The following is a 15598-nucleotide window of genomic DNA, read 5'->3' on the forward strand; positions in this document are numbered from 1 at the left end:
CACCGCCATGAAGAACGGCAGCAGCAGCCCGCTCGGCGCCGCCCCCGTCGCGACGATCCCGAAGGCCTGCGCCTGCCTGGTCGATGCGCAGGGCCGGCTGCTGGTGTTCCGTCATCCCGAAGACGGCAACATGCAGCTGCCCAAGGGCACCATCGAGCCCGGCGAGTCGCCCGAGGCGGCCGTGCGGCGCGAGCTGCTCGAAGAGTCGGGCCTGGTGTTCGCCGGCCGGCTCGAATCGCTGGGCACGCTGGAGCGCGAATGCGAAGCCGGCGTCGAAGGCAACACGCACCGCCATCCGCAGCGCTGGCACATCTTCCTGATGCGCGACCACCGCGCCCTGCCCGAGACCTTCGAGCACATGGCCACGGGGAGCCCCGAAGAAGAAGGCCTGGTGTTCTCGTTCCGCTGGCTCGAGGCCGACGCGGCCATCGAGGACTTCGCCCTGCCCTACCGCCAGACCATCGAGCGCGTGCGCGCGGCCCTGCTGGCCGCCAGCTGACCGATCACGGGATCAGGCGGACATGACGGCGCGCAGCGCCATGTACGCCCCCAGCAGCGCCAACCCGATCAGGAAGCAGCGCCGGAACACGGCCACCGGCAGCCGCTGCCGCAGCCAGGTGCCCAGCACCATGCCGCCGACGGCCGGCACCAGCATCGCCAGCGACCCGCCCAGCACCGCCGCCGGGTAGCTTCCGTTGGCCGCCAGCCCCAGGGCCAGCACCACGGTCGAGGTGGTGAACGAGATGCCCATCGCCTGGATCAACGCATCGCGCTGGAAACCCAGCGCCTGCAGGTACGGCACGGCCGGCACCGCGAACACGCCGGTCACGGACGTCACCAGTCCCGTCGCGGCGCCCACCACGGGCCCCAGCCAGCGCGCCTGCGCGTCGCTCACGTGCAGCTGCCGCCCCGTCAGCCCCCACAGCGCATAGATCACCAACGCCACGCCCAGCGCCAGCGAGGCCCAGGCCCCGGCCGGCACGCCCAGCCACCACGCCCCGGCGAGCGTGCCCATCACGACGCCGGCCTGCATGCGACCGATGCGACGGAACACCGCGCCGAAGCTGGCGCGCGGCCCGGTCTGCCAGAGGTTCGTGACCAGCGACGGCACGATCAGCAGCGCGGCCGCCTGCGCGGGCGACATCCACAGCGCGAGCAGCGCCATCGCCACGGTCGGCAAGCCCAGGCCGATCACGCCCTTGATCAAGCCGGCCAGCAGGAAGACCGCGGCAGCCGCCGCCCACAGGCCCATCGCTTCATTGGAGATCGTCATCGCCGCGGAGTCTGCCGACCGGTGCCGCCACTGGAAATGCGGCTTTCGCGCAGCCAGCCTCAGGCACAGGCTGAGGCTGGCGTGCTACCTTGCGGCCCATCATGCGATTCGATCTGACCGACCTGCGGCTCTTTCTCCACGTCGTCGAAGCCGGCAGCCTCACGGCCGGCGCCGGCCGCTCGCACATGACGCTGGCTTCGGCCAGCCAGCGTGTGCGCGGCATGGAAGACGCGCTCGGCACGCCGCTGCTCACCCGCCACGCGCAGGGCGTGCGCCCCACCGAGGCCGGGCGCACGCTGCTGCACCATGCGCGCGTCGTGCTGCAGCAGATGGAGCGGCTGCGCGGCGAGCTCGGCGAGTACGGCCAGGGCCTGAAGGGCCACGTGCGCTTCATGTGCGGCACCTCGGCGCTCACCGAGCACCTGCCCGAGGTGCTGAGCCGCTTCCTGGCCGAGCATCCGCGCATCTCGGTCGACCTCGAGGAGCGCGCCAGCCCCGACACCGTGGAGGCCCTGCGCAGCGGCCTGTGCGACATCGGCATCGTCTCCGACGCCATCGACAGCGACGGCCTCGAATGCCACCCCTTCCGCCGCGACGACCTCGTGCTGGTGATGCCGCGCGGCCACGCGCTGGCGAGCCGGCGCCGCGTGCACCTGGCCGAGGTGGTCGACAGCGAGTTCGTCGGCCTGCCCGCCGACAGCGCGCTGCAGCAGCTGATCACCGGGCATGTGCGCGCGCTCGCCCGGCACCTGGCCTACCGCGTGCGCGTGCGCAACTTCGAGGCCGTGTGCCGCATGGTCGAGTACGGCATCGGCGTGGGCATCGTGCCGCAGACCGCGGCCGAGCGCTGCGCCCGTTCGATGAAGATCGCGCGCGCCTCGCTGGCCGACCCGTGGGCCGAGCGCACGCTGATGGCCTGCGTGCGCTCGTCGCAAGACCTGCCGCTCAATGCGCGGCGCATGCTCGACTACCTGATCGCGCCGCCGCCGGCGGCGGAGGCTACGCGCAAGTGACCGGCCGCCCCTGCTGCGCACGCGCCGCGATGAAGGCCTCGAAGGCTTCGCGGCTGGTCTTGCGCGGCACGTAGCCGAACTGGGTCTTCAGCGCGGTGTTCAGCAGCACCGGCCGGTAGCGCAGGAAGTCGAGCTGCTCGGGCCCGTAGCGGCTCACGCCCAGTGCCGAGCCCGCGGCCAGCGCCGCCTGCAGCACGCCGGCCGGCCAGGCGATGGCGTGCTTGCCCAGGCGCGCGGCAATCTCGTGGATCGTGAGCGCGCCGTCGCCCGCGAGGTTGTAGCAGCCGGGCGGCGCGCCGCCGAGCGCGTGGGCGATGGCGCCGGTCACGTCCTCGTCCCACACGAACACGAAGGGGCTGTCGCTGCCGCGGATGGCGATCAGCCGCTTCTTCTCGAACAGCGCGGTGATCTGGTTGTCGACACGCTCGCCGAGGATGGTGCCGATGCGCAGCACCGTCTGCGCCAGCGCGGGATGCTGCCTGCGGCAGTCGGCCAGCATCTCTTCCACCTGCCGCTTGTGGTCGGCATAGGCAAACACCGGGTTGCCGCGCAGCGGCTGCGACTCGGTGATCCAGGCCGGGTTGTCCGCGTGGTAGCCGTAGGCCGCGCCGCTGGACGACACCACGATGTGCCCCACGCCGCGCGCCACGCAGGCGTCGAGCACGTTGCGCGTGCCGCCCACGTCCACCGAATGCTCGAAGGCGCGGTTGGAGTCCTTGCCGGGCGTGACGATGGACGCGAGGTGCACCACCGTGTCGATCGCGTGCTCGGCCAGCACGTCGGCGATGCCGTCGTCACGCACGTCCTGCTGCAGGTAGGCCACGCCGGGCAGCCGACGCGCGGCAGGCACCTCGCGCACGTCGAGCGCCACCAGCGTTTCGAAGGTGCCTTGCCCGGCCAATGCGGCGAGCACGCTGCGCCCCAGAAACCCGTCACCGCCAGTGACTAACACGCGCCGCGCGGACGCCTTCCAGGTGTCGCTCATGGCGTCGCAGGCTTGCGCCCCCACCAGCTCGCCAGCGCCAGGCCCGCGATGATGTCCCAGAAGCCCCACACGCCGGCCACCACGGCCATGCCGCCGAGCCCGCCGAAGAAGCTGAAGATCAGCACCAGCCCGAGCCCCGCGTTGCGGATGCCGACTTCGATGGCCACCGCGCGCCGGTCGTAGTCGCCCAGCCCCGAGAGCCGCGCGCACAGGTAGCCGGTGCCGAAGGCCAGCGCGTCGTGGATCACCACGGCCATCAGCACCAGCCCCACGTAGTCGAGGAAGTAGCGCCAGTTGCCCGCGATGGCGCCGACGATGAAGGCGATCAGCGCCAGGAAGCTCAGGATGCGCGCCGGCTTCTTGATGCGCGCCGTGAGCCCTGGCAGCTTGTGCGCGCAGGCCACGCCCAGCACGAAGGGAATGCCGATGATCATCACGATGTGGCCCAGCATGTCGAAGGGGTCGAGCGCGATGGTCTTGAGCAGCACCGAGGCCGTGGGATGCAGGCCGCCCCAGAACGCGAAGTTCAGCGGCATCACCACGATCGACAGCGCGTTCGAAATGGCCGTCATCGACACCGACAGCGCCACGTTGCCGCCCGCGCGGTGCGTGAGGATCTGCGAGATGTTGCCCGGCGGGCAGCAGGCCACGAGGATCATGCCCAGCGCGATGCTCGGGCCCGGCTGCAGGATCAGCGTGAGCACGAAGGTCACGGCGGGCAGCACCACGAACTGCGCGCCGATGCCCACCGCCATCGCGCCGGGCATGCGCGCCACGCGCCTGAAGTCGTCGATGCGCGTGTCCAGCGCAATGCCGAACATCAAGAAGCCCAGCACCACGTTGAGCAGCACCAGCGAGGCCGGGTTGAAGTGCAGGCGGATCTCGTCGACAGGCAGCATGCGCGGAACCTCTTGTAGAAAGACGATCAGTCAGCCAGTGCGGCAGCGGCCTGGCGCACGGCCGCGCGGTAGGTGTCCTTGTGCACGTAGTAGGCCATGCGCTCCAGCTGCAGGTACTTGAAGCCGCCCGACAGATCGGGCGGCGGCCCCTGCACCGCCGTGCGCAGCGCCGTTGCCTTGGGCGAGCCCGCGGCCTGCGCGCGGAAGTAGCGCGCCAGCAGCTCGGCCTGCTCGTAGCGCCCCTGCCAGCCGATGCCGCTGGCCTCGATCATGCCGAGCACGCCCAGCGTCTCGAAGCGCGGCGAGAAGATGTTCAGGTACAGGCGCGGCGCCATGCCCTGCCAGTTGAGCAGCTCGCGGTCGATGAACGGGTAGTGCAGCGCATAGCCCGTGGCCGTGAGGATCAGGTCGTAGTCGCGCGCGCTGCCGTCCTTGAAATGCACGGTGCGCCCGGCGAGCCGCGCGATGTCGGCGCGCACGCCGATGTCGCCATGGCCCACGTGGTGCAGCACCAGCGAGTTCACCACCGGGTGCGACTCGTACATCTTGTACTCGGGCTTGGGAAAGCCGAAGCGCACCGGGTCGCCGGTGAACCACTGCAGCACGGTGGCATCGACCTTCTGCTTGAGCCACGGCGGCAGCGGTCGCTTGCCGCCCAGCGTGTCGGCCGGTTTGCCGAACACGTACTTGGGCACGAAGTAGTAGCCGCGCCGCACCGAGATTTCGACGCTGTGCGCGTAGTGCACCGCATCGACCGCGATGTCGCAGCCCGAGTTGCCGGCGCCGACGATCAGCACGCGCTTGTCCTTGAACAGCTCGGCGTGCTTGTAGCTGCTGGTGTGCAGCAGCTCGCCGTCGAAGTGGCCTTCGAACTGCGGATGCTTGGGCTCGGACAGCGTGCCGTTGGCAATCACCACGCCCTTGTACTCGTCGGTTTCCACCGTGCCGTCGGGCGCCTCCACGCTCACGCGCCAGCGCGTGTCGGGCGCGTCGCTCACCGGCTCCACGCGCAGCACGCGGGTGCCGAAGCGGAAGTGCGCGCGCAGGCCGAAGCGGTCGGCGAAGTCGCTGAAGTAGCGGCGCAGCTCGCGGTGGCTCGGGTAGTCGGCCACGGTGTCGGCCATCGGGAACTCGGCGAACTCGGTCGTGCGCTTGCTCGAGATCAGGTGCGCCGAGTGATAGACCGTGGAGCGCGGGTTGTCGATGTCCCAGAGGCCGCCGACGTCGCTGTGCGCCTCGAAGCCCAGGAACGGAACGCCGAGCTTCTGCAGATTGCGGGCGCCCGCCAGGCCCGAGGGCCCTGCGCCGATGAGGGCGATCTGTTCGTGTGTCGGAACGGCGGTGGCAGAAGACGTCATCGGCGGGGAGGTTCTTTCTGGGAATTCAGACCGGGAATGGCGGTGGCACCCGCTTCGCCCACGCGCGGCTTGCGCGGCTGGCCGCGCAGCAGGCGGTCGTGCAGCGGCGCGGGCAAAAGGCCGAGCGCTTTCGACAGCCAGCCGATGCGGCGCGGCAGCACGATCTTTTCGCGCCGGGCCGCCAGGCCCGCCAGCAGCTGGCGCGCCGCCGCATCGGCCTCGAGCAGCCCCGGCATCGCGAAGCGGTTGCCGGCCGTGAGCGCGGTGCGGATGTAGCCCGGGCTCACCGTGTGCACCGTGAGCCCCGTGCCGCGCAGCTCGGCGCGCAGGCTTTCGAGATAGCGGATCAGCCCGCCCTTGCTCGCGCAGTAGGCGCCGTTGCCCGGCATGCCGTGCCAGCCCGCGATGCTGGCCACGCCGACGAGCGCGCCGCGGCCCTGCGCACGCATCGGCTGCACGAAGGGCTGGAAAGTGGTGGCCGCGCCGAGCAGGTTGATCTCGAGCATGCGGCGGAACACGGCCAGGTCGTCGGCCTCGGCGGTGTCGTAGCCGCCGGCCACGCCCGCGTTGGCGATCACGAGGTCGGGCGGGCCGAAGCGCTGCATCCAGTCGGCCGCCATCGCCTGCATGGCGGGGCTGTCGGACACGTCGGGCGTGTAGGCCTTGCAGCGCCCTTCACCTTGGGCAGCGAGCGCGGCGAGGCGTTCGGTGTCGAGCCCCACCAGCGCCACGCGCGCACCGCCGTCGATCAGCGCACGCGCCAGCGCCTGCCCCAGGCCGCCGCAGGCACCGGTGAGAACGACATTGCGAAACGGCAAGAGCATGGACAGGCAAGCGCGCAAGGCTGCAAGTGGCAAAACGCAGCCACTGTAGCCGCGCCCTGCCGGCGCACTCCCCAGCGTTTCCCCTTGTCCCGCGCCCTTGCGGGGCGTTCAGGCGGCTTCGGCGGCGGGAAATTCGATCTGGATCTTCACATCCGTGACGCGCCCGGCCGCAGCCTCCTCGAAGGCGGCGATGCCGTCCTCGAACGCGAAGGTGCGCGAGATGAAGGGCTTCACATCGACCTGCCCCGATGCGATGAGCGCCAGCGCGCGCGGGAAGATGTTGGCGTAGCGGAACACCGACTCGATGCGCGCCTCTTTCGCCTGGATCGCGACGATGTCGAAAGCCACCTTGGCGGCGGGTATGCCCACCAGCACCAGGCAACCGCCGGGGCATAGCAGGTCGAACACGTTGTCGAAGGCGCGCGCGCTGCCGCTGGCTTCGAAGACCACGTTCGCGCCCCAGCCGTCGGTGAGGGCCTGCACGGTGTCGGCCAGACTCGTGCTGCGCACGTCGACCGTCGTCACCGCCGGGTTGTGGGCGAACAGCGCCAGCTTCTCGGGCACGAGGTCGGCCAGGATCACGCGCGCCGCGCCGCCCGCGAGCGCAGCCAGCGCCGTCATCGCGCCGATGGTGCCGGCGCCGATGACCACCGCCACGTCGCCCGGCTTCAGCGCCGCCTTCTTCGCCGCCTGCAGGCCGATGGCCAGCGGCTCGACGATCGCGCCTTCACCGAAGCTCACGTTGTCGGGCAGGCGGAAGGTGAAGGCCGCCGGGTGCACCACGAACGGCGTGAGGCAGCCGTGGATCGGCGGCGTGGCCCAGAAGCGCACGGCAGGGTCGAGGTTGTAGAAGCCTTCGCGCACGGCGCGCGAGTCCATGTCGGGAATGCCGGGCTCCATGCAGACGCGGTCGCCGGGCTTCAGGTGGGTGACTTCGGCACCCACCTCGGCCACCACGCCCGAGGCCTCGTGGCCGAGGATCATCGGCGCGTCGACGACGTACGGGCCAATGCCGCCGTGCTGGTAGTAATGAACATCGCTGCCGCACACGCCCACGGTGTGCATGCGGATCTTCACGTCGCGCGGGCCGACGTGCAGGGGCAACTCGACGTCGCGCAGCGTGATCTCGTGCGCCTTTTCCAGAACCAGTGCTTTCATTGCATCTTTCTCAGAGGGTTGAAACGGGGGCCGCCATTCAGTGCAGCACGGCGTCCGGACGCAGCAGCGAAGCGCCCGTCGCGACATCGAACAGGTGCACCTGCTGCGCATCGGCCACCAAGCGCAGCGGCTCGCCGAGCCGGGGGCCTGCCGCGGACGGCAGGAGCACGGCGATCTCTTCGCCGCCCTGCCCCACGCTCACCAGCACTTCGTTGCCGAGGTATTCGATGAGCTGGACCTCGCCTGCAAAGCCTTCGCCGTTCGCCCGGGTGGTGTCAAGGTGCAGGTGCGCCGGGCGCACGCCCAGCGTCACGCGCGCGCGGCCTTCGAGCACGAAGCGGCGCGCATCCACGCGCACCGAACCGCCGCCCCCGCGCAGCTCGCACTGCCCGTCGTCCAAGCCGTGCACCGTCATCTCCATCAGGTTCATCGGCGGCGTGCCGATGAAGCCGGCCACGAAGGCCGAGCGAGGGCGCTCGAAGATTTCCTGCGGCGTGCCGACCTGCTCGATGCGCCCGTCGCGCAGCAGCACGATGCGGTCGGCCAGCGTCATGGCCTCGTGCTGGTCGTGCGTGACGTACACCGTGGTGGTCTTCAGCGTCTGGTGCAGCTTCGCGATCTCGATGCGCATGTGGTTGCGCAGCTTGGCGTCGAGGTTCGACAGCGGTTCGTCGAACAGGAACACCTTCGGCGTCTTGATCATGGCCCGCGCAATCGCCACACGCTGCTGCTGGCCGCCCGACAGCTCGGTGGGCTTGCGCTGCAGGTAGCGCTCCAGGCCCAGCGTGTCCGACACCTCCTTGATGCGGCTGTCGATCTCGGCCTTGGGCACCTTCAGGCGCTTGAGCCCGAACGCGATGTTGTCGCGCACCGTCATGTGCGGGTACAGCGCGTAGTTCTGGAACACCATCGCGATGCCGCGCTCCTGCGGCGGCAGGTCGTTCACGCGCTGGCCACCGATGTGCAGGTCGCCGTCGCTGATGTCTTCCAGGCCTGCGAGCATGCGCAGGATGGTCGACTTGCCGCAGCCCGAGGGGCCGAGGAACACGACGAACTCGTTGTCGGCCACGTCGAGATCGAAGGCGTGGACGACCTGCGTTTCCCCGTAGCGCTTGATGAGGTGGTGACAGCGGATGGCAGACATTTTGGGTTCTGGGGAAAGGGAAGCGACGGGGTTCATTCAGCCTCCCGCTTGCGCTTGAACGCGGCATTGAGAAAACCGCTGAGCACGCCCACCATGAGCAGCGGCGGCAGCGACAGCAGGATGACCGAGGCATTCAAGATGCCCCAGGGCACGTCACGCCCGAGCTGGCTGAGTTCCGACGCCACGATGGGCAGCGTCTTGGCCTCGGAGGTGGTGAGCATCAGCGCAATGAGGAACTCGTTCCACACCAGCACGAAGCCGAAGGCGATGGCGCCCACCAGCGAGCGCGCGGCAATCGGCAGCGCGATGCGAAAGAAGATCGCGTAGGGCCCGTAGCCGTCGACGCGGCCCGCCTCTTCCACTTCCTTCGGCACCGCCTTGAAGGCCGGAATGGCGAGCCAGATCACGGTCGAGAGCGTGAGCAGCGTGTAGGTGGCGATGAGCGCGATGCGCGAGTCGTACAGCTCCAGTTGCAGCCAGATCACCATGAGCGGAATGGCCACGGCTACCGGCGGCAGGAAGCGCATCGACAGCACGAAGAACTGGATGTCGTTGCCCCAGCGCAGCGGGTAGCGCGCCAGCGCGTAGGCGGCCGGCAGGCCCAGCACCGCGCCGATGATCACCGCCGCGCCCGCCACCACGATCGAGTTGACCAGGCCCGCGGCCACGGCCTCGCGGTTCAGCACGTACAGGTAGTTGTCGAGCGTGGGCGTGAAGAAGAACTTCGGCACGGCCGAGACGATGTCGACCCGGTTCTTGAACGAGTTGAGAAAGGTCCACAGCACGGGCACGAGGGCCGAGAGCCCGGCCGCGATGAGCGCCAGCCGCGCCAGCAGCGTTCCGATGGCAAGCTTTTTCATGACGGCTTGGTCCATTTCCAGATGTAGGTGAACGCGACCGTGGAGGCGACCATCATCAGCACCGCCATGCTCGACGCGTACGAGATGCGGCCCGACTCGATGAAGCCTTGCGAGAAGGCGTACATGTCGAGCGTCTCGGTCGAGATGCCGGGGCCGCCGCGCGTCATCACGTAGATGAGGTCGAAGGCGCGCAGCGACTCCACCATCTTCACGAAGGCCAGGCTGATGAGCGGCGCCTTCAGCATCGGCAGCGCCACGTAGGCGTACACCTCCCAGGTCTTGGCGTGGTCCAGCCGCGCCGCCTCGAAGGGCTGCGGCGGCAGGGTTTCGAGCAGCTTCAGCACGATGACGCCGAAGAACAGCCCCCACTGCCACACGTCGACGAAGGCCACCGTGAGCAGCGCCAGCACCGGGTCGGCGAACAGGTCGAGCGGCTCGCCGGTGATCGCCTTGTAGGGCCACGTGATGAGGCCGAACAGCGGATGGAAGGCGAACTTCCAGACGAAGGCCGCCGACACGCGCGGCAGCAGCACCGGCACGATGAACAGCATCGACAGCACCTGGCGCCAGCGCGGCGTGGCGCAGCGGTGCATCAGCGTGCCCATGAGCACGGCCAGGGCCATGGTGGCGCTGACGGTCAGCACCTCCCACACCAGCGACACGCGCACCGAGTTGAGAAAGCGCCGGTCGGAGAACAGCTGCACGTAGTTGCTGAACCAGACCCAGCCGGTGTCGGCCTGGCCCAACTCGCGGTCCTGCAGCGAGATGGCGATGGCGAACACCGTCGGCACCAGCGCCAGGACCGCCAGCACGAGCAGCCCCGGCCCGATGAACACGGCCGGCAGCCGTGTTTTGTGGGAACGCATGCTCACTTCTTGCGACGCGCGATCAGTTGCTTGGCGTAGGCGTCGAGTTCGTCGAGCCCGCCCTGGATGTCGGTGCGCGAGCCGGTGATCAGCTCTTCCAGAATGATCCCCCAGCGGTCGCCCAGGTCGGGCCAGGCCGGGTCCTGCCAGAAGTTCACGGCTGTGACCTTGCCGGTGTCGGCCAGCGCCTTGCCCAGGTCGGCGCCGTAGCGCTTGGCGAACTCGGGGCTGCCGAGCACGCTGGTGCGGTTGAGCTCGCCGAACTGCCCTTGCGCGAGGCGGCGCTGCTCGTTCTCCTTGGACGTGGCCCACGCGATGAAGAGGCCCGCGCACTTCTTGGCCTCTTCGGTCTTGTTGGCGCGCGCGCCGATGGCCAGGCCGTGGCCGTAGCCGCCGCCGGTGAGCGGCGTGGGCGGCACGGCGTAGGCGATCTTGCCGACCACGGTCGACATCTTCGGGTCGAGCGCGTTGCCCGCCAGCGGCGTCGATTCGACCAGGATCGCGACCTTGCCGGCCAGGAAGGCGCCGGTGGACTCGTCCCATCCGCCCGTCTTGGTGCCGGGCGCGGAGTACTTGAAGAGATCGAGGTAGGTCTGGGTCGCCTTCACGGCGGCGGGCGAGTTGAAGACCGGCTTGTCCCCGTCGAACCACTGTCCGCCGTAGCCGCGGAAGAACGGCATCCAGCGCCACACGTTGGCGCCCGAGCCGCGCTGGCCGCGCAGCGCCACGCCGTAGACGCCGTTGGTCGGGTCGTTGAGCTTCTTCACGGCCGCCACGAACTCGTCGAGCGTGGCCGGCGGCTTGATGCCCGCTTTCTCGAGCAGGTCCTTGCGGTAGACCATGAGGTCGCCGCCGCCGGTGAGGGGCGCAAACCAGGCCTGGCCAGCGAAGGTCGCGACCTTCTGGCGGCCGGCGTCGAAGTCGGCGTAGTCGTAGCTGGCCGGGTAGTACGGCGTGAGCGGCACGATCCACTTGGACTGGACGAACTGCGCCACGTTGGCCTCGTCGACGTAGTACACGTGGTACTTGCCGACCGTGGACGCATCGGCGCGCGACTTGGCGCGGCGGTCGTTCTCGTTGAGGTTGTCCACGCTGAACGAGGCACCGCTCAGGCGCTTGAACTCGTCCTTCGATTTCTCGAGCAGCGTCAGGCCTTCACGGGGCTGCGACAGGACGCGCACGTCCTCCTTGCAGACCTGCGCCAGCGCGGCGGGCGCCAGCGTGGCCAGCGCCAGCGCGAGGCCGGCCAGACGGTGGGAATGCGGAATCGGCATTTGTGTCTCCTTTGTTGTTCGTGCAAGTTGCCGGCGAAATGCCGGCAGAAGCAACGAAACAAAGGTTAGGCGGCCGATCCGAAAGGCCTCCTACACGCCCACCGGGCATCTGATACTTTGCTGCCAAGCCGTCTCGGGGTTTAGCCCAAGAGGCAAGCGCGTATCAGTCGGCCATCAGGCAGCGAGTGGCGTGTGCTGCGCGCTGCGCAGGCCGAAACGCTCCTGCGCCTGCTGCCGGTAGGCCGAGGGCGTCATGCCCTTGAGCTGCAGGAAGCGGCGGTTGAAGTTCGCGAGGTTCGAGAAGCCGACCTCGTAGCAGATGTCGCTCACCAGCCGGTCGGACACCTGCAGCATCTCGCAGGCCTTGGTGATGCGCAGCCGCGTGACGAAGTCGGTGAAGGTGCTGCCCATGTGCTTGTGGAAGTAGCGCGAGAAGCTGCTCTCGGCCATGTTGGCGACGCCGCACACGGTGGGCAGCGAGAGCTCTTCGGCCAGGTGCGCGTGCAGGTAGTCGAGCACGCGGCGCATGCGGGTGTTGGCCGTGGGGTCCTCGTCGCTCGGGTCGGCGTTGCTCGAGATCTGGCGCCAGTCGCTCCAGCTCGCGAGCTCGTGCAGCAGGCCGATGAACTCTGACAGCCGCGCCATGCCCTTTTGCTTCTGCACGCGCACGAAGCGCTCGCGCACGAGGTCACCGATGCCGAAGAACTCGATGCCCAGCTTGGCGCGGTCGAGCATCGGCAGCACGGTTTCCAGCTCGGGGAACAGGTCGACGCCCTGGCGCAGGGGCGCGTCGCGGAAATGGATCACCATGCTGCGGTCGGCCACGCCCTCGGGCGGCACGTCGTGCGAGATCCAGGTGTGGGGCAGCCGCGCGCCCACCAAGGCGACATAGCCGGGCTCGAAGCGGCCGATGTGGTTGCCGACGAAGGCGTCACCGCTGGTGCGGTTGATGCACTGCAGCTCGTACTCGTCGTGGTAGTGCCAGCAGTCGAAGGGCCAGGGCACGCCGTGCTGCAGGCAGCGCACCGAGCTGCTGCCTGCCGGCTCGAAGCCCAGGCGCGGGTCACGCAAGAGTTCGTGTTCGAGGGCCGGCTTGCGTACGGCGCTGTGTTTGCTCATGTCCTGTCCCCCTGTCCTTGAATGGAGGGGTCGTCGAGCCAGCGCCGTTGCGAGCGGCAGCGCCTGTCAGGCGCCCGCCACCTTCATGCGGTTGACCAGGATCGACCCCGTGGTTTTTGCGCCGAAAGTGTAAGCATCTGCGCCAATCGCTTCAATTCCCATCAACATCTGACGCAAATTGCCGGCAATTGTGATTTCCTGCACTGGATAGGCGATGCGGCCGTTTTCCACCCAGAAACCGCTGGCGCCGCGCGAATAGTCGCCCGTCACGTAGTTGACGCCCTGCCCCATCAGCTCGATCACGAACAGGCCGGTGCCGAGCTTGGCGAGCATGGCGTCGAGGTCGTCGCCGTGCTTCGTGAGGCGCGAGCTCAGCGTCAGGTTGTGCGAGCCGCCGGCGTTGCCGGTGGTCTTCATGCCCAGCTTGCGCGCCGAGTAGGTCGAGAGAAAGTAGCCTTCGAGGCGGCCGGCATCGACCACCTTGCGGGCGCGGGTGATCACGCCTTCGTCGTCGAAGGGCGAGCTGCCCTTGCCGCGCAGCACGTGCGGGTCTTCGGCCACGTCGACGTGCTTGGGCAGCACCGGCTTGCCCAGCGAGTCGAGCAGGAAGGTGCTCTTGCGGTACAGCGCCCCGCCGCTCACGGCCTGCACCAGCCCGCCCAAGAGGCCCACGGCCAGCGGCGACTCGAACAGCACCGGGCATTCGGTGGTCTTGATCTTGCGCGACTTCAGGCGGCTGAGCGCCCGTTCGGCGGCGTAGCGGCCCACGGCCTGCGGGCTGGCCAGTTCGTCGGCCGAGCGCATCGAGCTGTACCAGGCGTCGCGCTGCATGTCGTCGCCCTTGCCGGCGATGGGGGCCACCGAAATCGAGTGCCGCGAGCTGGCGTAGCCGCCGCGAAAGCCGTGCGTGTGGGCGCTGAAGAAGTGGCTCTGCTGCGCCGAGACGCCGGCGCCTTCGCTGTTGGTGATGCGCTTGTCGGTCGACAGCGCCGCCGCCTCGCACTCCAGCGCCAGCTTGGCGGCCTGCTCGCTCGTCACGTCCCAGGGGTGGAACAGGTCGAGCTCGGGCTGCACCTTGGCGATGTCTTCCTCGTCGGGCAGGCCGCTCACCGGGTCTTCGGCCGTGAAGCGGGCGATGTCGTAGGCCGCCTGCACCGTGCGGGCGATGGCCGCCTCGGAAAAGTCGGAGGTGCTGGCGTTGCCGCGGCGGTGGCCCACGTAGACCGTGATGCCCAGCGACTTGTCGCGGTTGCGCTCGACGTTCTCGAGCTCGCCCTTGCGCACCGAGACGCTCAGGCCGCAGCCCTCGGAGGCCTCGGCGCCGGCGTCGGTGGCCCCGAGCTTTTTGGCGTGGGCCAGGGCCGAATCGACCAGGTTTTCGAAGAAGGAGCGGCTGTAGGCGAAGCCGGAATCGGCGCGCGAGGAGGATGTCGTCATGTGGTGGCTATGATACTTGCGCCCCCTGTTTCACGTTTTCCCTTCCGCGCCCCCTGTGCGCGTTGCAGCGCCGCACGGCGCGGCCCAGAATCCACCCCATGTCCCGCAAACCCAAAAAAGGCTATTTCGTCCGTGGCCACTTCGTTGCCGAAGGCAGCGAACTCGACCTGGAGCTCAAGCGCGAGCTCAAGGGCGGCACCGACGAAGCCAGCCGCACCGAACTCAAGCGCGAGAGCGCCGAACTGCAGAAACTGGGCGAAGAATTGCTCACCCTGCGCGCCGGCCTGTTCGACGCCCTCCCGCTGAGCGAGAAACTGGTCGACGCCATCGCCGAGGCGAAACGCATCACCAATTTCGAGGGCAAGCGCCGCCAGATGCAGTTCATCGGCAAGCTCATGCGCGCCCTCGACCCCGAGGTGCTCGAGGCCGTGAAGCAGGCGCTGACCGAGCAGAACACCGTGCCGGCCGCCGAAGCCGCCGCGCTGCACGAGGCCGAACGCTGGCGCGAACGCCTGATCGCCGACGACGACGCCCTCGGCGGCTGGATCGAAACCCACCCCGCCACCGATTCGCAGCAGCTGCGCGCCCTCGTGCGCCAGGCCCGCAAGGACCTGAAGTCCGGCCCCGCCGGCGAAGCACCGCGCCAGGGCAAGGCGTACCGCGAGATCTTCCAGCTCGTGCGCGCGCAACTCGCGGTGCATGGCGGCGACGATCACGCCGAAGCGGCTGCGGCGCAAGACCGGGAAGAAGACGCATGAGCGACGGCGGCTTCGACGCGGTGCGCATCGGCATCGTCTCCATCAGCGACCGCGCCTCCAGCGGCACCTACGAAGACAAGGGCCTGCCCGCGCTCAAGGACTGGCTGGGCCGCGCGCTGAAGAACCCCCTCGAGTTCGAAGCCCGCCTGATCCCCGACGAGGCCGACCGCATCAGCGCCACCCTCATCGAGCTGGTCGACGCCGGCTGCTCGCTGGTGCTCACCACCGGCGGCACCGGCCCCGCGCTGCGCGACGTCACGCCCGAGGCCACGCTGGCCGTGGCCCACAAGGAAATGCCCGGCTTCGGCGAACAGATGCGCCAGATCAGCCTGCGCTTCGTGCCGACCGCCATCCTCTCGCGGCAGGTGGCCGTCATCCGCGACCAGAGCCTCATCATCAACCTGCCGGGCCAGCCCAAGTCGATCGCCGAGACGCTCGAAGGGCTGAAGGACGCCGACGGCACGCAGCTCGTGCCCGGCATCTTCGCAGCCGTGCCCTACTGCATCGACCTGATCGGTGGGCCGTACCTCGAGACCGACGACACGGTCTGCAAGGCCTTCCGGCCCAAGTCGGCGATCCGCGCCGCGCGCTAGGGCCTGTTCACCCTATTTCTGGCGTCGCGAAGGTCTG

At 69.1% G+C, this 15598-nt stretch carries 16 protein-coding genes; 4 read left to right on the forward strand and 12 right to left on the reverse strand.

The window, feature by feature from the left end:
• Window positions 1–7 precede the first annotated feature (7 nt).
• On the forward strand, window positions 8–499 hold the full coding sequence (locus ACAM42_RS22835) for an NUDIX domain-containing protein (protein ID WP_062476510.1): 492 nt from the start codon (window positions 8–10) through the stop codon (window positions 497–499).
• A gap of 12 nt (window positions 500–511) precedes the next feature.
• Here ACAM42_RS22835 and ACAM42_RS22840 read toward each other — a convergent pair whose 3' ends face one another.
• Window positions 512–1273 carry a sulfite exporter TauE/SafE family protein gene (locus ACAM42_RS22840; RefSeq protein WP_369629505.1) on the reverse strand — a complete coding sequence of 254 codons (762 nt, stop codon included), beginning with the start codon at window positions 1271–1273 and terminating at the stop codon, window positions 512–514.
• A 101-nt stretch (window positions 1274–1374) separates the two neighbouring features.
• On the opposite strand from ACAM42_RS22840, the gene ACAM42_RS22845 reads away from it, so the two are divergent.
• On the forward strand, window positions 1375–2286 hold the full coding sequence (locus ACAM42_RS22845; RefSeq protein WP_369629506.1) for a LysR family transcriptional regulator: 912 nt from the start codon (window positions 1375–1377) through the stop codon (window positions 2284–2286).
• Here the strand turns inward: ACAM42_RS22845 and ACAM42_RS22850 are convergent.
• The 11 genes from ACAM42_RS22850 to pmbA all read right to left on the reverse strand — a co-directional run bounded on the left by ACAM42_RS22850 (window position 2273) and on the right by pmbA (window position 14210).
• Window positions 2273–3271 carry an SDR family oxidoreductase gene (locus ACAM42_RS22850; protein WP_369629507.1) on the reverse strand — a complete coding sequence of 333 codons (999 nt, stop codon included), beginning with the start codon at window positions 3269–3271 and terminating at the stop codon, window positions 2273–2275. The genes ACAM42_RS22845 and ACAM42_RS22850 overlap by 14 nt on opposite strands.
• Complete coding sequence (locus ACAM42_RS22855) at window positions 3268–4170, reverse strand: bile acid:sodium symporter family protein (RefSeq protein ID WP_095949103.1); 903 nt, start codon at window positions 4168–4170, stop codon at window positions 3268–3270. Before ACAM42_RS22855 ends, ACAM42_RS22850 begins: the two co-directional genes overlap by 4 nt.
• Window positions 4171–4196: 26 nt before the next feature.
• A complete protein-coding gene (locus ACAM42_RS22860) occupies window positions 4197–5528 on the reverse strand; it encodes a flavin-containing monooxygenase (RefSeq protein ID WP_369629508.1) in 1332 nt (443 codons plus the stop codon).
• Window positions 5525–6352 (reverse strand): SDR family oxidoreductase, encoded by an 828-nt coding sequence (locus ACAM42_RS22865; RefSeq protein ID WP_369629509.1) that lies wholly within the window; start codon window positions 6350–6352, stop codon window positions 5525–5527. Before ACAM42_RS22865 ends, ACAM42_RS22860 begins: the two co-directional genes overlap by 4 nt.
• Window positions 6353–6460: 108 nt before the next feature.
• Window positions 6461–7510, reverse strand: a complete 1050-nt coding sequence (locus ACAM42_RS22870; RefSeq protein WP_095949106.1) for an NAD(P)-dependent alcohol dehydrogenase — start codon at window positions 7508–7510, stop codon at window positions 6461–6463.
• Between the two features lie 37 nt (window positions 7511–7547).
• Window positions 7548–8654 (reverse strand): ABC transporter ATP-binding protein, encoded by a 1107-nt coding sequence (locus tag ACAM42_RS22875; protein WP_369629510.1) that lies wholly within the window; start codon window positions 8652–8654, stop codon window positions 7548–7550.
• Between the two features lie 32 nt (window positions 8655–8686).
• A complete protein-coding gene (locus tag ACAM42_RS22880; RefSeq protein ID WP_216850729.1) occupies window positions 8687–9499 on the reverse strand; it encodes a carbohydrate ABC transporter permease in 813 nt (270 codons plus the stop codon).
• Between the two features lie 11 nt (window positions 9500–9510).
• Complete coding sequence (locus ACAM42_RS22885; RefSeq protein WP_062476493.1) at window positions 9511–10380, reverse strand: carbohydrate ABC transporter permease; 870 nt, start codon at window positions 10378–10380, stop codon at window positions 9511–9513.
• 2 nt (window positions 10381–10382) lie between these two features.
• Window positions 10383–11654, reverse strand: coding sequence for a sugar ABC transporter substrate-binding protein (locus ACAM42_RS22890; RefSeq protein WP_369629511.1), 1272 nt, complete (start codon window positions 11652–11654; stop codon window positions 10383–10385).
• A gap of 174 nt (window positions 11655–11828) precedes the next feature.
• On the reverse strand, window positions 11829–12773 hold the full coding sequence (locus ACAM42_RS22895; protein WP_062476487.1) for an AraC family transcriptional regulator: 945 nt from the start codon (window positions 12771–12773) through the stop codon (window positions 11829–11831).
• Between the two features lie 66 nt (window positions 12774–12839).
• On the reverse strand, window positions 12840–14210 hold the full coding sequence (pmbA, locus tag ACAM42_RS22900) for a metalloprotease PmbA (protein WP_062476484.1): 1371 nt from the start codon (window positions 14208–14210) through the stop codon (window positions 12840–12842).
• A gap of 98 nt (window positions 14211–14308) precedes the next feature.
• Between pmbA and yjgA the strand changes: the two genes are divergently transcribed.
• Both yjgA and mog read left to right on the forward strand, forming a co-directional pair.
• The gene (yjgA, locus tag ACAM42_RS22905; protein WP_062476481.1) at window positions 14309–14968 is read left to right on the forward strand and encodes a ribosome biogenesis factor YjgA; all 660 of its coding nucleotides are present in this window, start codon (window positions 14309–14311) and stop codon (window positions 14966–14968) included.
• Window positions 14965–15561, forward strand: coding sequence for a molybdopterin adenylyltransferase (gene mog, locus ACAM42_RS22910; protein WP_369629512.1), 597 nt, complete (start codon window positions 14965–14967; stop codon window positions 15559–15561). The genes yjgA and mog overlap by 4 nt, the downstream gene beginning before the upstream one ends.
• Window positions 15562–15598: the final 37 nt, after the last annotated feature.

Origin of the sequence: Variovorax sp. V35 (assembly GCF_041154465.1) — a bacterium.
Taxonomy (GTDB): domain Bacteria; phylum Pseudomonadota; class Gammaproteobacteria; order Burkholderiales; family Burkholderiaceae_C; genus Variovorax; species Variovorax boronicumulans.

Bases quoted from the DNA above. Each gene is read 5' to 3' on its own strand.
- yjgA (WP_062476481.1), top strand. From the start codon at position 14,309: ATGTCCCGCAAACCCAAAAAAGGCTATTTCGTCCGTGGCCACTTCGTT.
- ACAM42_RS22860 (WP_369629508.1), bottom strand. From the start codon at position 5,528: ATGACGTCTTCTGCCACCGCCGTTCCGACACACGAACAGATCGCCCTC.
- ACAM42_RS22870 (WP_095949106.1), bottom strand. From the start codon at position 7,510: ATGAAAGCACTGGTTCTGGAAAAGGCGCACGAGATCACGCTGCGCGAC.
- pmbA (WP_062476484.1), bottom strand. From the start codon at position 14,210: ATGACGACATCCTCCTCGCGCGCCGATTCCGGCTTCGCCTACAGCCGC.
- mog (WP_369629512.1), top strand. From the start codon at position 14,965: ATGAGCGACGGCGGCTTCGACGCGGTGCGCATCGGCATCGTCTCCATC.
- ACAM42_RS22865 (WP_369629509.1), bottom strand. From the start codon at position 6,352: ATGCTCTTGCCGTTTCGCAATGTCGTTCTCACCGGTGCCTGCGGCGGC.
- ACAM42_RS22850 (WP_369629507.1), bottom strand. From the start codon at position 3,271: ATGAGCGACACCTGGAAGGCGTCCGCGCGGCGCGTGTTAGTCACTGGC.
- ACAM42_RS22855 (WP_095949103.1), bottom strand. From the start codon at position 4,170: ATGCTGCCTGTCGACGAGATCCGCCTGCACTTCAACCCGGCCTCGCTG.
- ACAM42_RS22890 (WP_369629511.1), bottom strand. From the start codon at position 11,654: ATGCCGATTCCGCATTCCCACCGTCTGGCCGGCCTCGCGCTGGCGCTG.
- ACAM42_RS22875 (WP_369629510.1), bottom strand. From the start codon at position 8,654: ATGTCTGCCATCCGCTGTCACCACCTCATCAAGCGCTACGGGGAAACG.
- ACAM42_RS22840 (WP_369629505.1), bottom strand. From the start codon at position 1,273: ATGACGATCTCCAATGAAGCGATGGGCCTGTGGGCGGCGGCTGCCGCG.
- ACAM42_RS22895 (WP_062476487.1), bottom strand. From the start codon at position 12,773: ATGAGCAAACACAGCGCCGTACGCAAGCCGGCCCTCGAACACGAACTC.
- ACAM42_RS22835 (WP_062476510.1), top strand. From the start codon at position 8: ATGAAGAACGGCAGCAGCAGCCCGCTCGGCGCCGCCCCCGTCGCGACG.
- ACAM42_RS22885 (WP_062476493.1), bottom strand. From the start codon at position 10,380: ATGCGTTCCCACAAAACACGGCTGCCGGCCGTGTTCATCGGGCCGGGG.
- ACAM42_RS22845 (WP_369629506.1), top strand. From the start codon at position 1,375: ATGCGATTCGATCTGACCGACCTGCGGCTCTTTCTCCACGTCGTCGAA.